At 55.4% G+C, this 20724-nt stretch carries 22 protein-coding genes; 3 read left to right on the top strand and 19 right to left on the bottom strand.

Annotated elements, in window-relative coordinates:
* Positions 1 to 13: 13 nt before the first annotated feature.
* From ACXAF0_RS18610 to ACXAF0_RS18600, 3 genes are all read right to left on the bottom strand, one after another.
* A complete protein-coding gene (locus ACXAF0_RS18610; protein WP_475347321.1) occupies positions 14 to 562 on the bottom strand; it encodes a biotin transporter BioY in 549 nt (182 codons plus the stop codon).
* A 196-nt stretch (positions 563 to 758) separates the two neighbouring features.
* Positions 759 to 1118 carry an ArsR/SmtB family transcription factor gene (locus tag ACXAF0_RS18605; RefSeq protein ID WP_475347320.1) on the bottom strand — a complete coding sequence of 120 codons (360 nt, stop codon included), beginning with the start codon at positions 1116 to 1118 and terminating at the stop codon, positions 759 to 761.
* A complete protein-coding gene (locus ACXAF0_RS18600) occupies positions 1105 to 1551 on the bottom strand; it encodes an SRPBCC family protein (RefSeq protein ID WP_475347319.1) in 447 nt (148 codons plus the stop codon). The genes ACXAF0_RS18605 and ACXAF0_RS18600 overlap by 14 nt, the downstream gene beginning before the upstream one ends.
* A 145-nt stretch (positions 1552 to 1696) precedes the next feature.
* Here ACXAF0_RS18600 and ACXAF0_RS18595 point away from each other — a divergent pair, with 145 nt between their 5' ends.
* Positions 1697 to 2515, top strand: coding sequence for a hypothetical protein (locus ACXAF0_RS18595; RefSeq protein ID WP_475347318.1), 819 nt, complete (start codon positions 1697 to 1699; stop codon positions 2513 to 2515).
* A 113-nt stretch (positions 2516 to 2628) separates the two neighbouring features.
* On the opposite strand, the gene ureG is transcribed toward ACXAF0_RS18595, so the two are convergent.
* The 13 genes from ureG to ACXAF0_RS18530 form a co-directional block, all read right to left on the bottom strand.
* Positions 2629 to 3249, bottom strand: a complete 621-nt coding sequence (ureG, locus tag ACXAF0_RS18590; protein WP_044829628.1) for an urease accessory protein UreG — start codon at positions 3247 to 3249, stop codon at positions 2629 to 2631.
* Positions 3246 to 3956, bottom strand: coding sequence for an urease accessory protein UreF (locus tag ACXAF0_RS18585; RefSeq protein ID WP_475347358.1), 711 nt, complete (start codon positions 3954 to 3956; stop codon positions 3246 to 3248). The genes ureG and ACXAF0_RS18585 overlap by 4 nt, the downstream gene beginning before the upstream one ends.
* Positions 3943 to 4500 (bottom strand): urease accessory protein UreE, encoded by a 558-nt coding sequence (locus ACXAF0_RS18580; protein ID WP_475347317.1) that lies wholly within the window; start codon positions 4498 to 4500, stop codon positions 3943 to 3945. Before ACXAF0_RS18580 ends, ACXAF0_RS18585 begins: the two co-directional genes overlap by 14 nt.
* A gap of 18 nt (positions 4501 to 4518) precedes the next feature.
* Complete coding sequence (gene ureC / locus ACXAF0_RS18575) at positions 4519 to 6231, bottom strand: urease subunit alpha (RefSeq protein ID WP_475347316.1); 1713 nt, start codon at positions 6229 to 6231, stop codon at positions 4519 to 4521.
* 17 nt (positions 6232 to 6248) lie between these two features.
* Positions 6249 to 6554 carry an urease subunit beta gene (locus tag ACXAF0_RS18570; protein WP_062956783.1) on the bottom strand — a complete coding sequence of 102 codons (306 nt, stop codon included), beginning with the start codon at positions 6552 to 6554 and terminating at the stop codon, positions 6249 to 6251.
* 17 nt (positions 6555 to 6571) lie between these two features.
* Entirely contained in the window at positions 6572 to 6874 is a 303-nt protein-coding gene (locus ACXAF0_RS18565; protein WP_417828335.1) for an urease subunit gamma, read from the bottom strand.
* Between the two features lie 26 nt (positions 6875 to 6900).
* A complete protein-coding gene (locus tag ACXAF0_RS18560) occupies positions 6901 to 7833 on the bottom strand; it encodes an urease accessory protein UreD (RefSeq protein WP_475347315.1) in 933 nt (310 codons plus the stop codon).
* A gap of 161 nt (positions 7834 to 7994) precedes the next feature.
* The gene (urtE, locus tag ACXAF0_RS18555) at positions 7995 to 8690 is read right to left on the bottom strand and encodes an urea ABC transporter ATP-binding subunit UrtE (protein ID WP_475347314.1); all 696 of its coding nucleotides are present in this window, start codon (positions 8688 to 8690) and stop codon (positions 7995 to 7997) included.
* A 275-nt stretch (positions 8691 to 8965) separates the two neighbouring features.
* A complete protein-coding gene (gene urtD / locus ACXAF0_RS18550) occupies positions 8966 to 9763 on the bottom strand; it encodes an urea ABC transporter ATP-binding protein UrtD (protein WP_475347313.1) in 798 nt (265 codons plus the stop codon).
* Positions 9760 to 10935 carry an urea ABC transporter permease subunit UrtC gene (urtC, locus tag ACXAF0_RS18545; protein ID WP_475347312.1) on the bottom strand — a complete coding sequence of 392 codons (1176 nt, stop codon included), beginning with the start codon at positions 10933 to 10935 and terminating at the stop codon, positions 9760 to 9762. Before urtC ends, urtD begins: the two co-directional genes overlap by 4 nt.
* 3 nt (positions 10936 to 10938) lie before the next feature.
* Positions 10939 to 12642 (bottom strand): urea ABC transporter permease subunit UrtB, encoded by a 1704-nt coding sequence (urtB, locus tag ACXAF0_RS18540; protein ID WP_475347311.1) that lies wholly within the window; start codon positions 12640 to 12642, stop codon positions 10939 to 10941.
* Positions 12643 to 12768: 126 nt separating this feature from the next.
* The gene (gene urtA / locus ACXAF0_RS18535; protein ID WP_475347310.1) at positions 12769 to 14043 is read right to left on the bottom strand and encodes an urea ABC transporter substrate-binding protein; all 1275 of its coding nucleotides are present in this window, start codon (positions 14041 to 14043) and stop codon (positions 12769 to 12771) included.
* A gap of 442 nt (positions 14044 to 14485) precedes the next feature.
* The gene (locus ACXAF0_RS18530) at positions 14486 to 15709 is read right to left on the bottom strand and encodes a urate hydroxylase PuuD (protein ID WP_475347309.1); all 1224 of its coding nucleotides are present in this window, start codon (positions 15707 to 15709) and stop codon (positions 14486 to 14488) included.
* Positions 15710 to 15993: 284 nt separating this feature from the next.
* On the opposite strand from ACXAF0_RS18530, the gene ACXAF0_RS18525 reads away from it, so the two are divergent.
* A complete protein-coding gene (locus ACXAF0_RS18525) occupies positions 15994 to 16905 on the top strand; it encodes a LysR family transcriptional regulator (protein WP_475347308.1) in 912 nt (303 codons plus the stop codon).
* A gap of 70 nt (positions 16906 to 16975) precedes the next feature.
* Here the strand turns inward: ACXAF0_RS18525 and ACXAF0_RS18520 are convergent, their stop codons facing one another.
* The 3 genes from ACXAF0_RS18520 to ACXAF0_RS18510 all read right to left on the bottom strand — a co-directional run bounded on the left by ACXAF0_RS18520 (position 16976) and on the right by ACXAF0_RS18510 (position 19838).
* Complete coding sequence (locus ACXAF0_RS18520) at positions 16976 to 18013, bottom strand: histone deacetylase family protein (protein WP_475347307.1); 1038 nt, start codon at positions 18011 to 18013, stop codon at positions 16976 to 16978.
* A 75-nt stretch (positions 18014 to 18088) separates the two neighbouring features.
* Complete coding sequence (locus ACXAF0_RS18515) at positions 18089 to 19258, bottom strand: methyl-accepting chemotaxis protein (protein ID WP_475347306.1); 1170 nt, start codon at positions 19256 to 19258, stop codon at positions 18089 to 18091.
* A 46-nt stretch (positions 19259 to 19304) separates the two neighbouring features.
* Positions 19305 to 19838 carry a PAS domain-containing protein gene (locus ACXAF0_RS18510; RefSeq protein ID WP_475347305.1) on the bottom strand — a complete coding sequence of 178 codons (534 nt, stop codon included), beginning with the start codon at positions 19836 to 19838 and terminating at the stop codon, positions 19305 to 19307.
* Positions 19839 to 20298: 460 nt separating this feature from the next.
* Between ACXAF0_RS18510 and ACXAF0_RS18505 the strand changes: the two genes are divergently transcribed.
* Positions 20299 to 20667 carry a hypothetical protein gene (locus tag ACXAF0_RS18505; protein WP_475347304.1) on the top strand — a complete coding sequence of 123 codons (369 nt, stop codon included), beginning with the start codon at positions 20299 to 20301 and terminating at the stop codon, positions 20665 to 20667.
* Positions 20668 to 20724 lie beyond the last annotated feature (57 nt).

The raw sequence follows: 20724 nt of genomic DNA, 5'->3' as shown, positions 1-20724 counted from the left end.
CGCCCATAAGACGTTAGCCCGCCTTGGAAATCAAGGGATAGGCGCGCCGCACTGCAAGGCATGCAGCGGTTGCAATCACTACCTTGATGGCATCCCCGATCAGGAACGGTGCCGCCCCCACGGTTGCCTGCCAATAGCTGATCTCGGCCACGACCGCGACCCAGGCATTGCCAATGGCATAGAGAACGACAATCCCGCCAAAGGCGATGGACAGGCCGGCATTGACCACATTCAGGCGGCTCCAGAACTTCTCGATCAGAAGTCCAATGACAAAGGCCGATATGGCCCAGCCAAACATGAACCCGCCGGTCACCCCGATCATCACGCCAAAGCCACCGCGCCCACCGGACAAGAGCGGCAAGCCAACAGCAACCAGAACAAGGAACAAAACAATCGAAAGCCCGCCACGACGGGCACCCAGAATGGCCCCGGCCAGCATCGGACCAAGCGATTGTGCAGTCACCGGAACACCGGTCACCGGAAGGGTAATTGGCGGAAACAGCCCAAGAACGGCGGTCAGGGCCGCGAACAGGGCGACATAGACGATATCTTTGGTCTTCATGTAACGGTTTCCCATTCCCGTTAAAGATTTTCCCGCAATCAACCCCTTGAGCAGGAAAACCTCTCGTTAACCGGTCCGCCCGACCGGCTCAACGCGCTATGGGATAACCGCAAATATCATCATCGCCAAGCAAAATGACGCATGATTGGCCACCTTGAGACCCGCGCACTGCTAATATGCGATGGATTTCAAAACCTTAGGCCTCGCCATCTTCGACAAAGGTTTTAAGCCGCATCAGGGCAGATTCCCAACGTCCCGCGACCTGATCAAGATAGGCGCGTGCGTCGGCCAGTTGATCGGGGCAAAAGGCATACTGGCTTTCACGCCCGACCCGATGGTTTTGCACAAGGCCGGCCGCCTCCAACACACGCAGATGCTTTGTCACCGCCTGACGGGTCATGTCGGCATCATCAGACAGGGCCGAGATCGAGCGCGGCCTGCCATCGGCCAAACGATCAAAGATCGCCAACCGTGTCGGATCGCCCAAAGCAGCAAACAGGACGGAAAAATCACTACCATGTTTGCCATTATCTGTATTTTTTTCAGCGTTCTGCATGTTTCTTGATATTTTCCAACTGGAACCCCCAGCCATTTGTATTGGCCCGCAGCGCATCAGCAATGCGATGGGGTGGCAGCTTATCAAATCCGGTTTCGCGCACCTTCACCGATGTAATACCCGCTGTTTCTTCCAGCCAGAATTCAACAAGGGTTTCAGGTTCGCCACTGTAATCGATATCGGGATCAACCGCATAGGGATGCCATGTATAGGCAAAATAGGCCGGTTCCTCCATCGCCTTGATCGTCGAGTTCCACGGCACATGGGTGAATCCTTCGATGGTCATCATGCCCCTGGACACCTCGCCCACGACAAACGGCGCCTTGATATCAATCCCGAACCATGTGCCGAACTCCTGATGGTCTGTCAGGGCCCGCCACACGCGCGACCGGGATGCCTTGATTTCAATCGACTTCTCAATGGTATTTGACATAACGCAACCTCCTGGTTGCACTTAAACTGCCAGAAGAGATTTCATTATGCAACCAAAAAGCTGCCTAATAAATTCTACCAAAAAGAGATCGTTTAACGCATTCTACCGGCAGTAGTTGCGTAACTCAGCCACGAGGCAAATCGAGATGCACATACACGAAATTATTAATACGATCAGAGTTGCTGTGGACAAATCACTTAGTGACAGCATTAAGTTTCAAGGACTCGCAAATTCTATCGAAGACAACCCCACGATAAAACCTGAGTACTTAATCTCAGTAAATCTTGCTCACGAATTTTCAAAAAATTCTAACAGTGCAGAACGGATCGTTGAACTAGAACCTTTAGCAAGAGATTTCAAAAAAACACCACGAATCTATGCTCTTTGTGACATACACAACAGGAGGACTAAAAAAGAATCCCTTCCAAGAAGAAGAAAAACGGCAGCACCTTCCATCAACAAAATTAAATTTGGCCCAAGAGATTCTCAACGATTTGACGTATCGATCACTGACCGCACTTCAAAAGACAAGATTCTGATAATAGAAGCAAAGAAATCACTTTCGAATGTTTCGTTAATAAAATCAGACATAGACAAATTATTTAAAATTGTTGAAGCGTACGATATTAGCGGGGCTTTTCGTTACGAGACGATATATTTCTGCTGCGTCTTCTACAGCCTTTCAGAAAAGATCACCAAGTCTCGGTTTGATGCAAAGAACCGGAGAAACGTCCAAAGAATTTCAGAATACTTCAGAAAAAAATCAAACACTTACAAGTGGTTAACACACAGATGTGGGATGGTAAAAGGCAGCTACCAAGGTCGCGGTATAACTGGTGAACGTGTTTACTATGAAAACGATGAGTATGAGGACGTTTTCCTTACTCCCGAGTACCATTACCAGCCTGGAATGCTAATATTTGGTAACAAGCCTGATATAAAACGATCAAACCTACGAGTATGATAATTTTAGAGCGGGCCTGCTTTGCAGGCCCGCTCTTTGCTCCCGTCATCCTTGGGTCAATGCCGCGTTCATGTAACCGGCAAAGCCCGTGCAGCTATCCTTATATCCCCATATCAGGATGCTGCGGATTGGCGGAGCCCCCCTGTCTCGATGATGAAGTTTTTCACGTCCTCAAGGCCATCCATCGCCTTGAGATTGGTGAACAGGAACGGACGATCGCCGCGCATCTTCTTGGCATCGCGATCCATCACACCCAGATCCGCCCCGACAAGCGGCGCCAGATCGGTCTTGTTGATCACCAAAAGGTCCGAACGGGTGATACCCGGGCCGCCCTTGCGCGGGATTTTGTCACCGGCCGAAACGTCGATGACGTAAATCGTGATGTCGGCGAGTTCTGGTGAGAAGGTGGCCGACAGGTTATCGCCACCCGATTCAATAAAGATCGCCTCAAGACCAGCATGCTTGGCAGCCATGTCTTCGACCGCAGCCAGATTGATCGAGGCATCTTCGCGAATGGCCGTATGCGGGCAGCCGCCGGTTTCAACGCCGGCAATGCGATCTGCCGCCAGTGCGCCCGAACGGGTCATGAATTCGGCGTCTTCGCGGGTATAGATGTCATTGGTGATTGCAGCGATGTTGAAATCATCGCGCATCGCCTTGCACAGGCGTTCCAAAAGGGCGGTTTTACCGGACCCGACCGGGCCACCAATTCCGATACGAAGGGGAGAGCTCATGATCTAAATAGCCTCGTATATTGGGTTTCGTGTTTCATCGATGTCCAGTCGACCATCGGTGCCGCCGCACCAAGATCAGCAAGTTCAGTTTGCATGGCATGATCGACCGCAATGGTGACCGCGCCATCAAGCGATGTCAGCGATCGCACGCCATCGGTCTGGCCCAGCGGCACCAGACGCACCGCACTGGACACAAGGTTTGCCGCCATCGCATGCAAATACGCCGTCAGCGCATCACGCAACGGTACATCGGACTGGGCCGCGGCAATGCCCACCGCCACCGGATAGGATGGCAAACGATCATCTTCGCGCATGGCATTGGCCCAACGGGTGATCATTCCATCACCCCAGACCTTTTGCATCGTCGAGACAAAGGCACGTCCCTGTGCGGTTGCTTCCAACGCCATCTCGGATGTGCCGCGCCAACAATCGGCCTCGACCCCGATGTCAAATAGCGCAGTCTCATCACCCGCACGCGCAGCCCGCCATGCGGCACAAAACAGTACGGCATCAATCCGCCCGGCCCCGAATTCCAGAACGCCTTCAACCCAGTTGATCAGGCTATCGGCCGATGTCACCCGCCCGTCTTCGACGGCATATTCAACGCCATGCGAATAGGTATAGGCACCGACCGGGAATGACGGGCTCAGCCACGTCATCAGCCGCATCAGGCCAGCCGGGTTAAGGGTCAGGTCATCCGTGGTCATGGGAATGCCCGTGGTGATGATCGTGAGAGTGGTCGGAATGCGATGAATGGCCCTGATCATCATGGTCGAAATGATCATGGCCATGGCTGTGGCCATGCGCCCCACTCAGCCCGTGATAGGCACCATTCAGCGGATCAAACGGTGCAATTTCGTTTTCCACCACACCGCCAAGACCGGTGATCATGTCACGCATGACATGGTCATCGATGATGCGCAAACGCCCGTCATCCAGAACCTGAACCGGGGTGTGGCGGTTGCCGATATGCCAAGCCAGCTTGGCGGTTGCAATCGGCCCCGCCGCCGTGATGGTCAGAACCGGTTCGTCCGCCGCGCGCACGACAATCACCCCGCCATCAACAAGCCGCAACCGATCCCCATCTGCCAATCGCACCGCATGCGGCAGATCGAGCAGGAACGGCTCCCCCCTATCATCATGCAGGCGAATGCGGCGGCGATGCCGGTCGGAAAAGGCCAAGGTCACCGTGCCGCGCACCTCGGCCGTGTCGGCACGATCAACCGGGATATGTTCAATGGCATGACGCATGGTCTTGTCTGTCACAGATCAGAACAGGAAGTAACGCTGTGCCATCGGCACAACATCCACCGGCTGACAGGTCAGAAGTTCACCATCTGCTGTCACCTGATAGGTTTCCGGATCCACTTCCATCGCCGGAAGCGCATCATTCAGCTTCATGTCCTTCTTGCCAATATTACGCGTGTTCGACACGGCGAGAAGTTCCTTCGACAGACCAAACTCGGCGGCAATACCCGCATCAATGCCCGCCTGGGATACGAACGAGAAGCTCGATTTCGCAAGTGCATTGCCGTACGAACCAAACATCGGACGGTAATGGACCGGCTGCGGGGTCGGGATCGATGCGTTCGGATCGCCCATGGCGGCCGCAGCAATCATGCCGGCCTTGATCACCATGTCAGGCTTGGTACCAAAGAACATCGGTTTCCAGACAACAAGGTCGGCGATCTTGCCCACTTCGATGGAGCCGACATGCGCACCAATACCCTGCGCAATCGCCGGGTTGATGGTGTATTTCGCGACATAGCGCTTGGCACGGAAGTTATCGTTGCCGCTGCCAGAATCCTCGGGCAACGCACCGCGCTGCTTTTTCATCTTGTCGGCGGTCTGCCAGGTACGCGTGATGACCTCACCCACGCGGCCCATGGCCTGACTGTCTGACGAGATGATCGAAAACGCGCCAAGATCATGCAGGATATCCTCGGCCGCGATGGTTTCACGGCGGATGCGGCTTTCGGCAAAAGCGACGTCTTCGGGGATCTTCGGATCAAGGTGATGGCAAACCATCAGCATGTCGAGATGCTCGTCAATCGTATTGACCGTGAACGGACGGGTCGGATTGGTCGAGCTTGGCAGGACGTTGGCTTCGCCGCACAGCTTGATGATGTCCGGTGCGTGCCCACCACCTGCGCCCTCGGTGTGGAAGGTATGAATGGTGCGGTTCTTGAACGATGCACGGGTGTGTTCGACAAAGCCGCTTTCATTCAATGTATCGGTATGGATCATGACCTGCACATCAAGATCATCGGCGACGGACAGGCAGGTATCAATCGCCGCCGGGGTCGTGCCCCAGTCTTCATGAAGCTTCAGACCACAAGCACCTGCCTTGACCTGCTCTTCAAGCGATCCGGGCAGAGTCGCATTGCCCTTCCCAAAGAAGCCGATATTCATCGGAATGCCGTCTGCTGCCTGCAGCATGCGGGCAATATGCCAGGGGCCTGGCGTACAGGTGGTGGCGTTCGTGCCCGCCGCCGGGCCAGTACCCCCGCCCAGCATGCTGGTCACGCCGGAATAAAGCGCGTCTTCAACCTGCTGCGGGCAGATCCAGTGAATGTGGGCATCGATACCACCTGCGGTGATGATGTTGCCTTCGCCGGCGATGACTTCGGTGCCCGGACCGATGATGATATCCACACCGGGCTGCACATCGGGGTTGCCCGCCTTGCCGATCCCGGCAATGCGGCCATCACGAATACCGATATCGGCCTTGATGATGCCGGTGTAATCAAGGATCAGGGCATTGGTGATCACGGTATCAACCGCACCATTGGCACGCGTTGCCTGTGATTGGCCCATGCCATCACGGATCACCTTGCCGCCACCGAATTTGACTTCCTCGCCAAGGGTGGTGAAGTCTTTTTCGACCTCGATGATCAGATCGGTGTCCGCCAGGCGGACCTTGTCGCCGACGGTCGGGCCAAACATGGCCGCATAGGACGGACGATCAATTTCGTAAGCCATTTATTCCATCCCCCCGCTTAAAGCTTGCCGTTGATTTTGGCGTTAAAGCCATAGACCGTGCCGGTCCCGGCATATTTCACCAGATTGACGTCGCGCGACTGGCCCGGCTCGAAACGAACTGCGGTACCGGCCGGGATATCAAGGCGGAAGCCGCGTGCGGCTTCACGGTCAAAATCAAGGCCCGGATTGGTTTCATAGAAATGATAGTGCGACCCCACCTGCACCGGACGATCCCCGGTATTGGCAACGGTGATGGTTTTGGTTTCACGCCCCTCGTTCAGGATGAGGCTGCCTTCCTTGGTAATGATTTCACCTGGAATCATAACGCGCTCCTCTTTCCTTAACGGATCGGTTCATGAACGGTCACAAGCTTCGTCCCGTCCGGGAAGGTCGCTTCGACCTGAATTTCGTGGATCATTTCGGCAATGCCATCCATAACCTGATCGCGCGTGATCACGGTCGCCCCGTCGCGCATCAGATCGGCAACAGATTTGCCATCACGCGCGCCTTCAACGACATAGTCGGTGATGATCGCGATCGCTTCGGGATGGTTCAGCTTCACCCCTCTCTCAAGGCGATTGCGCGCAACCATGGCGGCAACCGAAACCAGCAGTTTGTCCTTTTCGCGTGGCGTCAGATTCATGCCTGCCTACTCCTTGGCTTCATCGATTAAATCTCCCACAAACGCGGCAAGCGTGCGGGAAGCCCCCGTGTTTGATGGCGGAATGATTTCCACCACACACCGTAAACCCGGCGCAATTTCATCGGATCGCGCGCCATGAAGCGTGCAATCACAATCCCCTTCATTGCGGTCGCGGCACACAACACATCGCGCGCCTCAAGCCCGTCAGTCGCCTGCGCCAAACAGTCGCGCGCGGCTTCAAGCTTATCTTCAGCACCCTGCCCGACCAGAATGGCAGTCGCATTGGCCCGTGCGCCATCAAAGGCCGCCTCGTGATCAAGCATGCGCAACACATCCCCTTCGAGATGCAGCGCATCGCGCCAGATCGGGCGCCCGTCAATCGAGACATCCCACGCATCGCGCGCAAGCCCGGTCGTGAAAACCTCGCCGCGCGCAAGGCGACCAAACACCATCATCTCACCGGCCATGACCATGCCCGTACCCGATGCGTTCACGGTCGTTTTGCGTTTGAGCCGGGCCTGATCAAACAGGATGCTTTCGTGGGGCAACCATTCAAGCCAGCCACCATCCGCCACATCCAGATCAACCGACATTTCGCAATCCGGTCCGACCGACCGGTAAATCTTTTCTGCCGCCTGGGCAGTAAACAGCGCCGATGCGCCTGCTTCGACCTTGCCGGCAAAGGCAAGCCTATCACCACCGACCATGCCGCCCGATGTCGTGACCAGAACAGCTGTCGTCAGATCCCCCGCGGTTGGGCGCGGGAACAGGATTTTCATCGGGTCACGGTAATAAAGATGATCAAGGGCTGCATGCCCGCCTTGATGCGCCGCACCTGTGCCCTGACGAAACGTCACCTCGGCCCGGCCATCGGTAATGATGCGGGCAGGCGTTGCTGGCGTTTCCATCTCCGCATTCGGATTTGCGGATGTTGTCGGTTCAAGTTTGCGAAGCTGCACAAAGACACCTGACTAAAGCGGACCACTTACGGGACCTTAATACCAAGGGGCTTCACAGCAAGATGCGGGCCAACCGTCAACACCCTGCTGATACAGGGGATTTGGTGGTGTTTGGCCCGATGGGTGGCGCAGTATCTGCGCAAATTTTTGGCAAATGCTGATCAAACAGTCAGATAGGCGCGGACTTTTTCACGGTCGAGGGTTTCCTTGGCACCCGACAAAACGACCTCGCCACGCTCCAGCACGACAATCTCGTCGGCCAGTTCGTGAGCGAATTCAAAGTACTGCTCAACCAGCAGGATCGCCATATCACCGCGATCAGCCAGCTGTTTGATGACGCGCTGAATGTCCTTGATGATTGATGGCTGAATACCTTCGGTCGGTTCATCAAGCACCAACAATCGCGGACGGGTGACAAGCGCACGCCCGATGGCCAACTGCTGTTGCTGCCCGCCTGAAAGGTCCCCGCCACGACGGCCCAGCATGTCACGCAGCACCGGGAACAGCTCGAAAATCTCATCAGGGATATGGCGCATCGCACGCGGGAGTGCGGCAAAGCCGGTTTCAAGGTTCTCCTTCACGGTCAGAAGCGGGAAAATCTCGCGCCCCTGCGGGACAATCGCAATGCCATTGGCCGAGCGCCGATAAGACGGATCGCGTGAGATATCCTTACCTTCCCATTTGATATTACCATCGGCAATCGGGTGCTGGCCCACCACGGCCCGCATCAGGGATGTTTTGCCAACCCCGTTGCGCCCCAGAACCGCGGTAACCTTGCCGGTTTCGGCATTCAACGACACCTTGCGCAACGCATGGGACGCGCCGTAAAACAGATCAATATTGCTGACATCAAGCATGATTAATTCCCCTTAGGGTCCAAACTCATTCACATAATCGTCCCGGTCGCCCGGATTTGTGCGGATATGCGGAGCGAAATCACAGGAAGATCTATATCTTTCAAGATTTTGCGACAAAATAGCCCGTGCAAATCCGGGTGATCCGAAGGACAACCGATATGAGAGAAAGCAGCTTCGTCAAATCCCTTGACCGGGGATCACCCCGCTCTGCGGGTTTTTCCTAGATTTTTCTCTCATATCGGTTGCCGGGTCGGTCATGTGAATGAATTTTGACCCTAACGCCCCAGATAAACTTCAATGACCCGCGGGTCTTTCTGCACATGATCCAGGCGGCCTTCGGCCAGAACCGATCCTTCGTGCAAAACGGTCACCTTGCAATCAAGGTCACGGACGAACTCCATGTCATGCTCGACCACGACGACCGAGTATTCCTTGGCGATGGATCGTAAAAGCTTCGCCGTTTCCTCGGTCTCGGAATCGGTCATCCCGGCAACTGGCTCATCAACCAGAAGAAGTTCGGGTTCCTGCATCAACAGCATGCCGATTTCCAGCCACTGCTTCTGTCCGTGCGAAAGATTGGCCGCCATTTCATCACGCTTGTCTTCGAGCATGATGGTAACGAGCGTCTTTTCGATCTTGATCTTTTCCGCGTCAGAAAGGCGATGGAACAGCGCCTGAAACACCCCACGCCCGCCCGAACATGCCAGAAGCAGATTGTCAAAAACCGTATGGCTTTCAAACACGGTCGGTTTCTGGAATTTGCGCCCGATGCCCAGATTGGCGATCTCGGCCTCGTCCATCTTGGTCAGATCGATCTCGCTTTTAAAAAGCACGTCGCCGGTATCAGGACGGGTTTTGCCGGTGATGATATCCATCATTGTTGTCTTGCCCGCCCCGTTCGGGCCAATGATGGCGCGCAGTTCGCCCGGCTCGACATAAAAGGACAGGTTATTAAGCGCGCGGAACCCGTCAAAGATCACCGATACGCCGTCGACATACAGGATGGTTTCCGACTTGGCGGATTTGACCTGCGGATCAATCGAGGCATTCATTTGAATGGCTGCTTCGCTCATGCCTTGCCTCCTTCATTTGCGCGGCGCTTGCGCCAGGCTGTGATGACGGATTGCCTGTCGGGCGACCCGAAGGCCGGAATGGCACCGATCACGCCTTTTGGCAGGAACAGGGTGACAGCAATGAACAACCCGCCCAGGAAGAACAACCAGAAGTCCGGCATCGCCCCGGTAAAGAAGGTCTTGGCGTAGTTGACGATAAACGCCCCCAGCACCGCCCCATAAAGCGTGCCACGCCCGCCAACCGCGACCCAGATGACGATTTCAATCGAAAGGGCCGGGGCAAATTCGCCCGGATTGATGATGCCGACCTGCGGCACATACAGCGCACCGGCAATACCGGCCATCACGGCTGAAACGGTAAAGACGAAAAGCTTGTAATATTCAACGCGATAGCCCGTGAACCGCACCCGGCTTTCCGCATCACGGATCGCAATCAGAACCTTGCCCAACCGCGACTGGGTAATACCGCGCGCCAGCACATAGCAAATGCCAAGGAACACACAGGATGCAACAAACAACCCGGCACGCGTGCCATCCGATTGCAATGAATAGCCCAGCAGATCCTTGAAATCGGTCAGGCCGTTATTGCCGCCAAAGCCCATATCGTTGCGGAAGAACGCCAGCAACAGCGCATAGGTCATGGCCTGCGTAATGATCGACAGGTAAACGCCCGTCACCCGCGAGCGGAAGGCAAGGAAGCCAAACACAAAGGCCAGAAGCCCCGGCACGAACATCGCCATGACGATGGCAAACCAGAACATGTCAAAGCCATACCAGTACCATGGCAATTCCTGCCAGTTCAGGAAGACCATGAAGTCCGGCAGGACCGGGTCACCATAAACGCCGCGATCACCGATCTGACGCATCAGATACATGCCCATGGCATAACCGCCGAGCGCAAAGAACGCCCCGTGGCCCAGCGACAAAATCCCGCAGAACCCCCAGATCAGATCAACACTCAAGGCGAGAAGTGCGTAGCACAGATACTTGCCCAGCAAACTGACCATCCAGGTCGGGACATGAAAGGCCGAGCTTTCCGGCAGCAACAGGTTGCTCATCGGCACCAGAATGGCAGCCGCAATCAGAATACCCAGAAGGATCATCCCGCCGCGGTCATTCAGCAGCCAGCCAATCACCGGCGTCATTTGATATTTTTGACGGTAATCGGTCATGGATCAGGCCTCCACCGCGCGACCTTTAAGGGCAAACAGCCCCTTGGGTCGTTTCTGGATAAACAGGATCAGCGCAATCAGGACAAAGATCTTGGCCAGAACCGCACCTGCCATCGGCTCAAGGAACTTGTTCACAATGCCAAGGCTAAACGCCCCCAGCACCGTCCCCCAAAGGTTCCCGACCCCGCCAAACACAACCACCATGAAACTGTCGATAATGTAAGTCTGACCAAGGTTCGGGCTGACATTGGAAATCTGACTGAGCGCCACACCGGCGATGCCGGCAATCCCCGACCCCAAGCCAAAGGTCAGCGCATCAACATAACCGGTGCGAATACCAACCGACCCAGCCATGCGGCGGTTTTGCGTCACCGCGCGCATCTGCAAACCAAACGCGGTATAGCGCAACACGGCCGCAATTCCGGCAACAACAATCACACTAAACAGAATGATCCACAGCCGGTTATAGGTCAGAACCAGACCGGTCGAAAATTCAATCGCGCCACTCATGAAATCAGGTGCCGTGACCTGCTGGTTGGTCGCGCCAAAGATCGTACGGATGGCTTGCTGCAAAACAAGGCTCACCCCCCAGGTCGCAAGCAGGGTTTCAAGCGGCCGACCATACAGGAAGCGGATCACGGATCGTTCGATCACAACCCCGACTGCACCGGCAACCAAAAAGGCCGCGGGCACGGAAATCACCAATGACCAGGCCGACCCGGATGGCAGGAACGATCCCAGCGCCTGCTGCACCATAAAGGTGGTATAGGCGCCGATCATGATCATCTCGCCATGGGCCATGTTGATCACCCCCATCACCCCAAAGGTAATGGCAAGACCAACCGCGGCCAGCAACAGCACCGAGCCCAGGCTGATCCCGCGATAGACATCGCCCACCGTCTGCCAGGTCGACAGACGCCCTTCGACGGATTCAAGCGCGTCATTGGCCGCGGCAATGACTTCGGGCTCAAAGCCTTCGGCCTCGGCACTGGCTACGAACTGATAAAGCACCGCACGGATTTGCGGGGTGGTTTCGCTAGAAAGAACCTCAATCGCAGCCAGGCGTTCTTCGGTGGTTTCACCGGCCGCCAGCGCCATGGTCGCACGCGCAAGCTCCATACGGGCCAGAAGCGTTTCGTCTTCTTCGCGGTCAATCGCACGCAGCAAAAGCGGCATCATCGCCGGATCGCGGGCATCCATGATCTGTTCGACCGCACCACTGCGCACCGTCAAATCCGGGCTGAACAAGTTCAATGTCGCCAACGCATCGCGCAAAACCCCGCGCAGACGGTTATTGACCTTGATCTTGGAAATTTCCTTGGAGCCGCTTTCGCCGATCTCTTCGCCGCTGACAATGTCGATATGGGTATAGACCTTGCCCTGTTTGCGGGTGATCACAACGTGTTCGTCACTGTCGCGGACATAAAGGTCGCCTTCAAGCATCGCACGCAGGATCGGCGCAACACGGGGATCCCCGTCTGCGGCCATTTCCTCGATCACGCCGATCTTCTTGGTCGAGCTTTTGACATTAAGCCGCTCGGTCACATTGCGAAGTTCTTCGTCGCTATAGGCCAGCGCCCCCTTGGGCAGGGCTGTGGCGACAATCAAAAGACAAGCCAGAACCATCGCGAAACCCTGGATGGCTTTGCGGACCTGTGGAAGGCAGAACGGGGAACGGCGCAGCATCGAAAGCATGTCATTGCGCATGATCACCAAACCTTTGAATACATAACGGAAAAGGAAATAAAGAAATCTCGGGCATGGCCCCACAGAAAGGCCACCTCAAAGTGAACGGGCCGGCCGCATACACGCGACCGGCCCATCCGAAACCAATTAGTACATCGGTTTTTCACAGTTGCCGCAGACCCACGGATAGGTCCAGTCGGCGGTCAGCTTTGCGCTTTCCGGCAGGAAGTCCGACCATGCATCGCCAACGACGGTGCCATCGGTTTCCCAAACGATGTCGAACTGACCATCATCCTGAACTTCGCCGATCAGAACCGGCTTGGACAGGTGGTGGTTGGTGTTCATGACAGCGGTACCGCCGGTCAGGTTTGCAACTTCCTGGCCATACATTGCCTGGCGAACGGCATCAACATCGGTGGTGCCAGCCTGCTCGACAGCCTGTTTCCACATGTTAAAGCCGATATAGGTTGCTTCCATCGGGTCGTTGGTCACACGCGACTCATCACCGATGAAGGCATGCCATTTTTCGATGAAGGCAGAGTTTGCGTCAGACTCAACCGACTGGAAGTAGTTCCAGGCAGCAAGGTGACCAACCAGCGGCGCGGTGTCGATACCGGCCAGCTCTTCTTCACCAACCGAGAAGGCAACAACCGGAATGTCTTCGGCCTTGATGCCCTGGTTTGCCAGTTCCTTGTAGAACGGAACGTTCGCGTCACCGTTAATGGTCGATACAACGGCGGTGTTTTTGCCAGCCGATGCAAATGCTTTCACGTCAGCAACAATCGACTGCCAGTCGGAATGACCGAACGGGGTGTAGTTCTCCATGATGTCTTCATCAGAGATACCCTTGCCGTTCAGATAGGAACGCAGGATTTTGTTGGTCGTACGCGGGTAAACATAGTCGGTACCCAGAAGAACGATACGCTCTGCCCCGCCACCATCTTCGCTCAGAAGATAATCAACAGCCGGGATCGCCTGCTGGTTCGGAGCTGCACCGGTGTAGAACACGTTGCGCGAGCTTTCCTCACCTTCGTACTGAACCGGATAGAACAGCATGCTGTTGAGTTCCTCGAAGACCGGCAGAACCGATTTACGCGAAACCGACGTCCAGCAACCGAACACAACATCAACCTGTTCCTGTTCGATCAGCTCGCGGGCTTTTTCAGCAAAAAGCGGCCAGTCGGAGGCCGGATCAACGACCACTGCTTCGACTTCCTTGCCAAGCAAACCACCGTTCTTGTTCAGGTCATCGACCAGCATCAGGACGGTGTCCTTCAGCGTGGTTTCGGAAATCGCCATTGTCCCGGAAAGAGAGTGCAGCACGCCAACCTTGATGGTCTCTGCTGCCTGTGCGGCTGACATTGCCATCGCAGACACTGCCATGGCCCCGGCGCCGATAAGCGCCTGAAGCTTCTTATTCATTTATAGCCTCCACTGAGTTTTTATTGCACCGCCGTTGCACCTGCTAAAACCGTGCCAGACTCAGGGACCAAATTGAATAAAATCGCGAATCGGGGGATTCCCACGCAATAAGCAACTATTTTACAACTTGTTTGGGGAAAATATTTGCGCACCCTATTCTATCTCTGATTATTTTTCGGTCATTGATGACAATTTGATTATTTTTTGATCAGATTGACGGCGCCGTTTTCAGGACTTATGTGGGGTGCGGAAGTTTCGCCTGTGCTGAGCTTATTGCACCACAATCCGCCCTGTGCCGGCCTGCTTCCCGCCCCGTCGGGAGACCGGCGGGGCGTTTTATTTTACGCGTGATCCTGCCCGCCAATTTTCCGGTTTTGCGCCAACAAAAAGGGCGGCCCCATTTTGCAGCCGCCCTTTGCAGTATACCTAGTTCCGGAACACTTTATTCCGGCATGCCCGCGCGGATCCATTGACCAAGCTTGGCACGCTCTTCCTCGGTCATTTCCGTCAGGTTGCCCAGTGGCATGGCGCGTCCGATCACGGCCTGGGCCAGCACGCGCTGGGCGTTGGCTTCGATCTGGGCGAGATCATCAAACATCACACCGGCCGGCGCCTCGTCGAACCCTTCATCCGTTGGATTGGCCGAATGGCATGTGGTGCAACGCGTCTGGACGATCGCCTGCGCGTGATCGGCGGTAATGACGTCTTCCTCGGCCAGCTTGACCGCATTGGGATCATAACTGGCAAACATTGCCAGCACCGCCATGCCGATGGCTGCAGCCGGAAGCTGCCAGGCAATCGCCTTGCCGGTGCCGCCGGCATTGCGCGTGTTAAAGAAATGACGCACCAACCCGCCAATGATCAGGATCAGCCCGACAATCAGCCACGACTGATCATGGGAAAACAGCATCGAATAGTGATTGCTGATCATCATCAGCAAGACCGGCAGGGTCAGATAGTTGTTATGGGTCGAACGTTGCTTGGCCTGCAGCCCCAATGCCGGGTCAGGCTTTTCACCGGCCATCAGACTGGCGACGACCTTTTTCTGATTGGGGATAATGATGCGAAACACGTTGGCGGCCATGATCGTGCCAATCATCGCACCGACATGGATAAACGCGCCGCGCCCGCTAAACACATGGGTAAACAGATAGCTCGCAGCCATGATCAGGATAAACAGCGCGACCGCAAGCTTGCCGGTGCTTTTGCCAATTGGGCTTTTGCAGATGATGTCATAGATCACCCAACCGGCAAACAGGCTGCCAAGACCAATCAGGATCGCATCCATCTTGGTCAGCGCCAGAACGCTTGGGTCAATCAGATAGCTTTCCGCACTCCAGTAATACATCGTCACCAGAAGCGCAAAACCGGTAATCCAGGTGAAGTAGGCCTCGTATTTGAACCAGTGCAGTTCGGGCGGCATGGAACTGGGGGCGACCATCCATTTGTTCACATGGTAAAACCCGCCGCCATGCACCATCCAGGCTTCGCCATAAACGCCTTCATCCATGCCCGGACGCTTGCGCAGGGACAGATCCAGCCACACGAAATAGAACGAAGACCCGATCCAGGCGATGCCCGTAATCAAATGCGCCCAGCGCAGGATCAAATTGATCCAGTCCTGAAACAGAATATCCACGGTGCTTGAAACCTCCGTCTCGCCCATGCGCGGTTTCCGGCGCGCTGGCAGCCCTGCCTTGATGATACCCCGGGCCTTTGATGCGGCTCTGATGGCGCTATTTTGCCCGGGTTGCGTCCAGTCGATCTGTTTGTCGATCTGTTTCCTGTCCTATCACAGTCCCCCGACCGCCTCTATTATTTAGGGGGTGAGCATAATCGAAATGACTTTCAAAATAATCTTTAAAATGGCAGAGTGGCTCCGCCGATAAATGCATAAAAGCGCCAACCAACAACAAGAAACCGCCCCAGACATCAGGAGCTTCCCGCGCCATGTCCGACTTTGAGGACATCCAGATTTTTGTCCGCGTTGCCGAACTTGGCAACCTTTCTGCTGCCGGGCGCGAATTGCGCCATTCGGCCGCTGTGGTGTCAAACCGGATCGCCCGCCTGGAAGAACGTCTGGGTGTGCGCCTGCTGAACCGTACCACACGCCGGGTCAATCTGACGACCGAAGGCGATGTCTATTACCGGCACTGCCTGCGCATTCTGACCGAAATGCAGGAAGCCGAAAACGCGATTGCCAATCAGAAAAACACCACCCGCGGACCGGTCACGCTGACCTGCCCGGTGGCGTTCGGCAACAAATACGTTGCCCCGATCATTCCGAAATTCGTCGAACAGAATCCGGATGTGCAGATCCGCCTGCATCTGTCGGACCGGTTGCTGGATTTGCTGCAAGACAAGGTCGATCTCGCCATTCGCATTGCCGAGCTCAAGGAAAGCTCGCTGATCGTCCGCAAGCTGGCCTCCAACAAACGTATGCTGGTCGCAAGTCCGGACTATCTGGAAAAGAACGGCACACCCAAGGTTCCCGCAGACCTTCTCAATCACAATTGCCTGCTGCTGCGCTTCCCGGGATCGCAGCAATATCAATGGACATTACAAGGCCCCGGTGATGAGCCGCCGGTGACATTGGCCGTCGCAGGTTCGATGGATTCAGACAGCAGCGAAGTCCTGACCCGCTGGTGCCTTGATGGGCATGGCATTGCGCTGAAATCGAACTGGGAAGTCGATGAATATCTGCGCGACGGGCGCCTCAAACGCGTTCTGCCGGATTATCAACCACCATCCCATGCGGTCTATACGCTTTATCCGGAAAACCGCTATCTGCCGACCCGTGTCCGCGCCTTTGTCGATTTTCTGGTTGCGGAATTTGGCGGCACGCCGCCCTGGGAACGCTGAGCGACCAGAACGCGAAACAAAAAACGCCCCGAACGGAAGTCGGGGCGTTTTTGCATTCGATTAGGCTGGCCTAGTTTTTGGCGAGTTCAAGATAGCCGCTCAGCACCGCTGCGACATTGTGCCCGATCACGTCATGGGCATAGCCGCCTTCCATGGTGAAGACGGTTTTAAGCCCCAGCCGTCCGATCATCTGACCGATGCGATTGAAATCATCGGTCTGCAGTTTGAAGTCACAGATCGGCTCCGCCTCGTGGGCGTCAACGCCAAGCGCCACCACCAGTGCATCGGCCTGCCAGGTCAGAAGTTTCTGCATCGCCTTCGCAAAGCCAGCCCCCCAGGCGCCAAAATCACTGCCGCCCGGCAGCGGCACATTAAGGTTCGCCCCCTGCCCGTCATTGCGGCCGGTTTCATTGGCATAGCCCATGAAGAAGGGGAACTGATGGGTCGGGTTGGCATGGATCGAGATCGTCAGAACATCCCCGCGCTCATAGAAAATATCCTGCGCGCCGTTGCCGTGATGGTAATCGATATCAAGGATCGCAACCTTTTTCGCCCCCCTGGAAATCATGTGCTGGGCGGCGATGGCGGCATTATTCAAGAAACAATATCCACCATAACGGTTGGCATGGGCATGATGTCCCGGCGGCCGAGTCAGCGCAAAGGAGGACTCATTATCGCTCCAGGCGGCCTCGGCGGCTGAAATGGTCGTTTGTGCGCCCCAATAGGCGGCCTTCCAGGTGCCTTGCGTAATCGGCGTGTCCGATGAAATGGCATATTGGCCCAGACGCGCGCTGATATGTTCGGGCTTGCCGCCGGAAAAACCACCGGTCGGCCAGACATAGGGAAACGCATCGCCTTTGTTGCCGGCCCTGGTCCAGCTATCCCACGCGGTTTCAAGAAAATCGATATAGTCCGCATCATGGATCGCCCGGATCGGATCAATGCCGAAATCCTTGGGATCGAAAAGCTGCGCCTTGATCGCGTGCGCCACCGCATCGCGAATGATCGGAATACGTCGCGCGTTTTCAAAACACGGCACCATGCGCCCATGATGCATTTCGCCAGCCCCATCATGGGCATCGTGACGCGAATTGAAGAAAACCCGCATGGCACCGCTCTCCTGACTAAAAACGATCAGGCACCATCATGACGCCCGAAGCTACCTGTTGCACGCAGAAAGCGGCTATTTCTTGGCGGTATAAAGCAGTTTTTCGATGGTATCGAGGAACACACCCAACTGATTGCGCAGGTTTTCCGACTGATCGGCAAGGCGATCGGCCATGTCGCGCGTGGTGTCGGCGGCCTCGCCGGTGCGCCCTGCCATACCCGAAACAACAGTGATGTTGTCGGTAACTTCCTGCGCGCCGCCCGATGCCTGTTCGACATTGCGCGTAATGTTGGTTGAAAGGCTGGCCTGGGTTTCAACATTGCCCGAAATGGTGTCAGAGCGTGCCGCCAGATCATCAATTACGCCTGCGATCTCGCGGATCGAGCCGACCGATTGTTCAATCGCGGTCTGGATGTCCTGAACCTTTTCCTCGATGCTTTCGGTCGCCTTGCTGGTCTGGTTGGCAAGTCCTTTGACCTCGTTGGCGACAACGGCAAAGCCTTTGCCGGCTTCACCGGCACGGGCGGCCTCAATGGTCGCATTCAGCGCCAGAAGGTTGGTCTGGGCGGCAATGTCACGGATAAAGCTGACCACTTCAACGATCTCGCCCGCTGCGGCTTCTAGCTGCCCGATACGACCATCGGTTTCCTGCGCCAGGCCATTGGCACGGTGCGCAATCTCGACCGACTCACGGGCCTGATCGGACACATTGCGGATCGATTCATTAAGTTCTTCGGATGCGCTTGAAAGCTCGCTGACATTGCTTGCCGTCTGGCGGGCAGCGGCGGCAACATTGGTTGATCGCGAGCTGGTCTCATGGGCGATGGAATTCGCATCACCTGATGCCTCGGCAAGGGCGATTGCCGCGCTGGCAATATCATCAACCGCGGCAAAGGAGCCGCTTTTGAATTCATCGAGAATATCTGCAAAGCCTGAAAGCTTCTGCTCGATCGAGGCACTCGCGGCATTGATGCGCTTGGCCGAAGACAGATATTCCCCAACCAACCCGGTCTCGACGATGCGGCGGTAATAACGGTTTTCCGAAACAGCCCCCATCGATGCGGCGCTTTCGCGCAGGAACGCGTCATTGCGGTCGATCAGGCGGTTGATCGCAATGAACAGTTCGCGCATGTCGGCATGACTGTCGACATTGGTGATGCGGGCTTCGTAATCACCATCGGCTGCGGCCAAGACCACATCCAGTGCTTTTTTGATACCTGATTTTGAACCACCAAATAGCGACATTAGAACCTCGAACCTTCGATTTCGGGGGTGGGGAGACACCCAATTTCTAGAGACTTTGTATAAACTTGTCGTACGACATACCCATATCAGACAGCTTTTGCATCAATGCCTTGGACGCCGCATGCATGCCGTCCTTCCGATTGGGCACGCTTTCCTCGATTTTGCGAAGCTCCGCATACAGAGGAATGATCGTTTCGCTCAGAACTTTCGGGTCCGGCACCCGGCGGTTGGAATGGTATCCAACCACATTGTGATTGGCATCAAAAGTCGGCGTCACATGGGCATAGACCCAGTAATGGTCACCATTGCTCGCCATATTCACGACATAGGCAAAGATTTCGTGGCCTGAAGAAATCCGGTCCCACAAAAGCTTGAAAATGCAGCGCGGCATATCCGGATGACGGATCATCGCATGCGGCTGACCAAGAACTTCACCTTCCGCGTAGTCGGAAAGGCGCAAAAACACCTCATTGGCGTAAGTAATATGGCCCTTGAGATCGGTCTTGCTGACGATCAGTTCTTCCGGTTTGAAATGACGTTCCCGCCCTGAAGGCTGAATGTCAGAAGGCTTTGCACTCACCTCAAGACCCCGTTTCTTGTTCTTATAGACACGCTAGAAATTCAGATCTGCAGGCAGGCTGAATTACTCAATTATCATGTAAAAATTCTAGTTAGAAGAGAAAACATTAGCTTTTTATACGCCTCTTTCTCAATAGCTAATAGCCGAAACTGGAATTATTATTGGATGGAATATTATCCCGCCCACAACTATTCAACCCTTGCTTTATAAAATTGACACGTCGCGCCTGCCTGCATTTGCATCCGCAAAACCAATGCGCAAAGCCCTTCGCGCAAATGCAACGATCCGCTCCTATTGGAAGCAAATCTCTGTCTCCGGCCAACTTGAACGCAAGACACTCCAAAAGGGGTGCCCGCCCCTATGCATTTGTCTGATTTTTTCGGCGACGCTAGGAATTAATCATCTTTGTAACGATTTCATGTATCATCAACCGAAACGGGAACCGTCAGGAACACAACGGATGACGAAAGATCTTCGGAATTTTCCATATCGCGTCGTCATACATGAAAAGCATTCCGCACAAGGGGTGCTGGACTGGCTCGACGTCAATGTCATGAGCAAGAACTGGACGATGGGCATTCGCAATATCGAAATCCCGCGCGGCGCGGCCGCCCCCATTGTTGATATGGTGATCTATTTCAATCGCCGCGAAGACATGGAACGCTTCCGCGACAATTGGGCCGGCAAGACCCGCGAACACAAGGTCAAGCTGCATGGCTGGAGGGCTGCGCTTTATGCCCTGCTTCATCCGCGCACCGAAATGGTCGCCTATGAAAAGGTCGCCGAACCCAAGGCCAAAAAACCCGCCCCCGCAAGGAAGAAAGCCTAGCCCACAGATCGGATGGCCAGAACTTTTCCGGTGCTGCCGATAACACCATTCCAATAA

The sequence above is a fragment of the Thalassospira sp. ABD4_177 genome, assembly GCF_056160125.1.
This window is presented reverse-complemented; position numbering and strand designations above follow the sequence as displayed.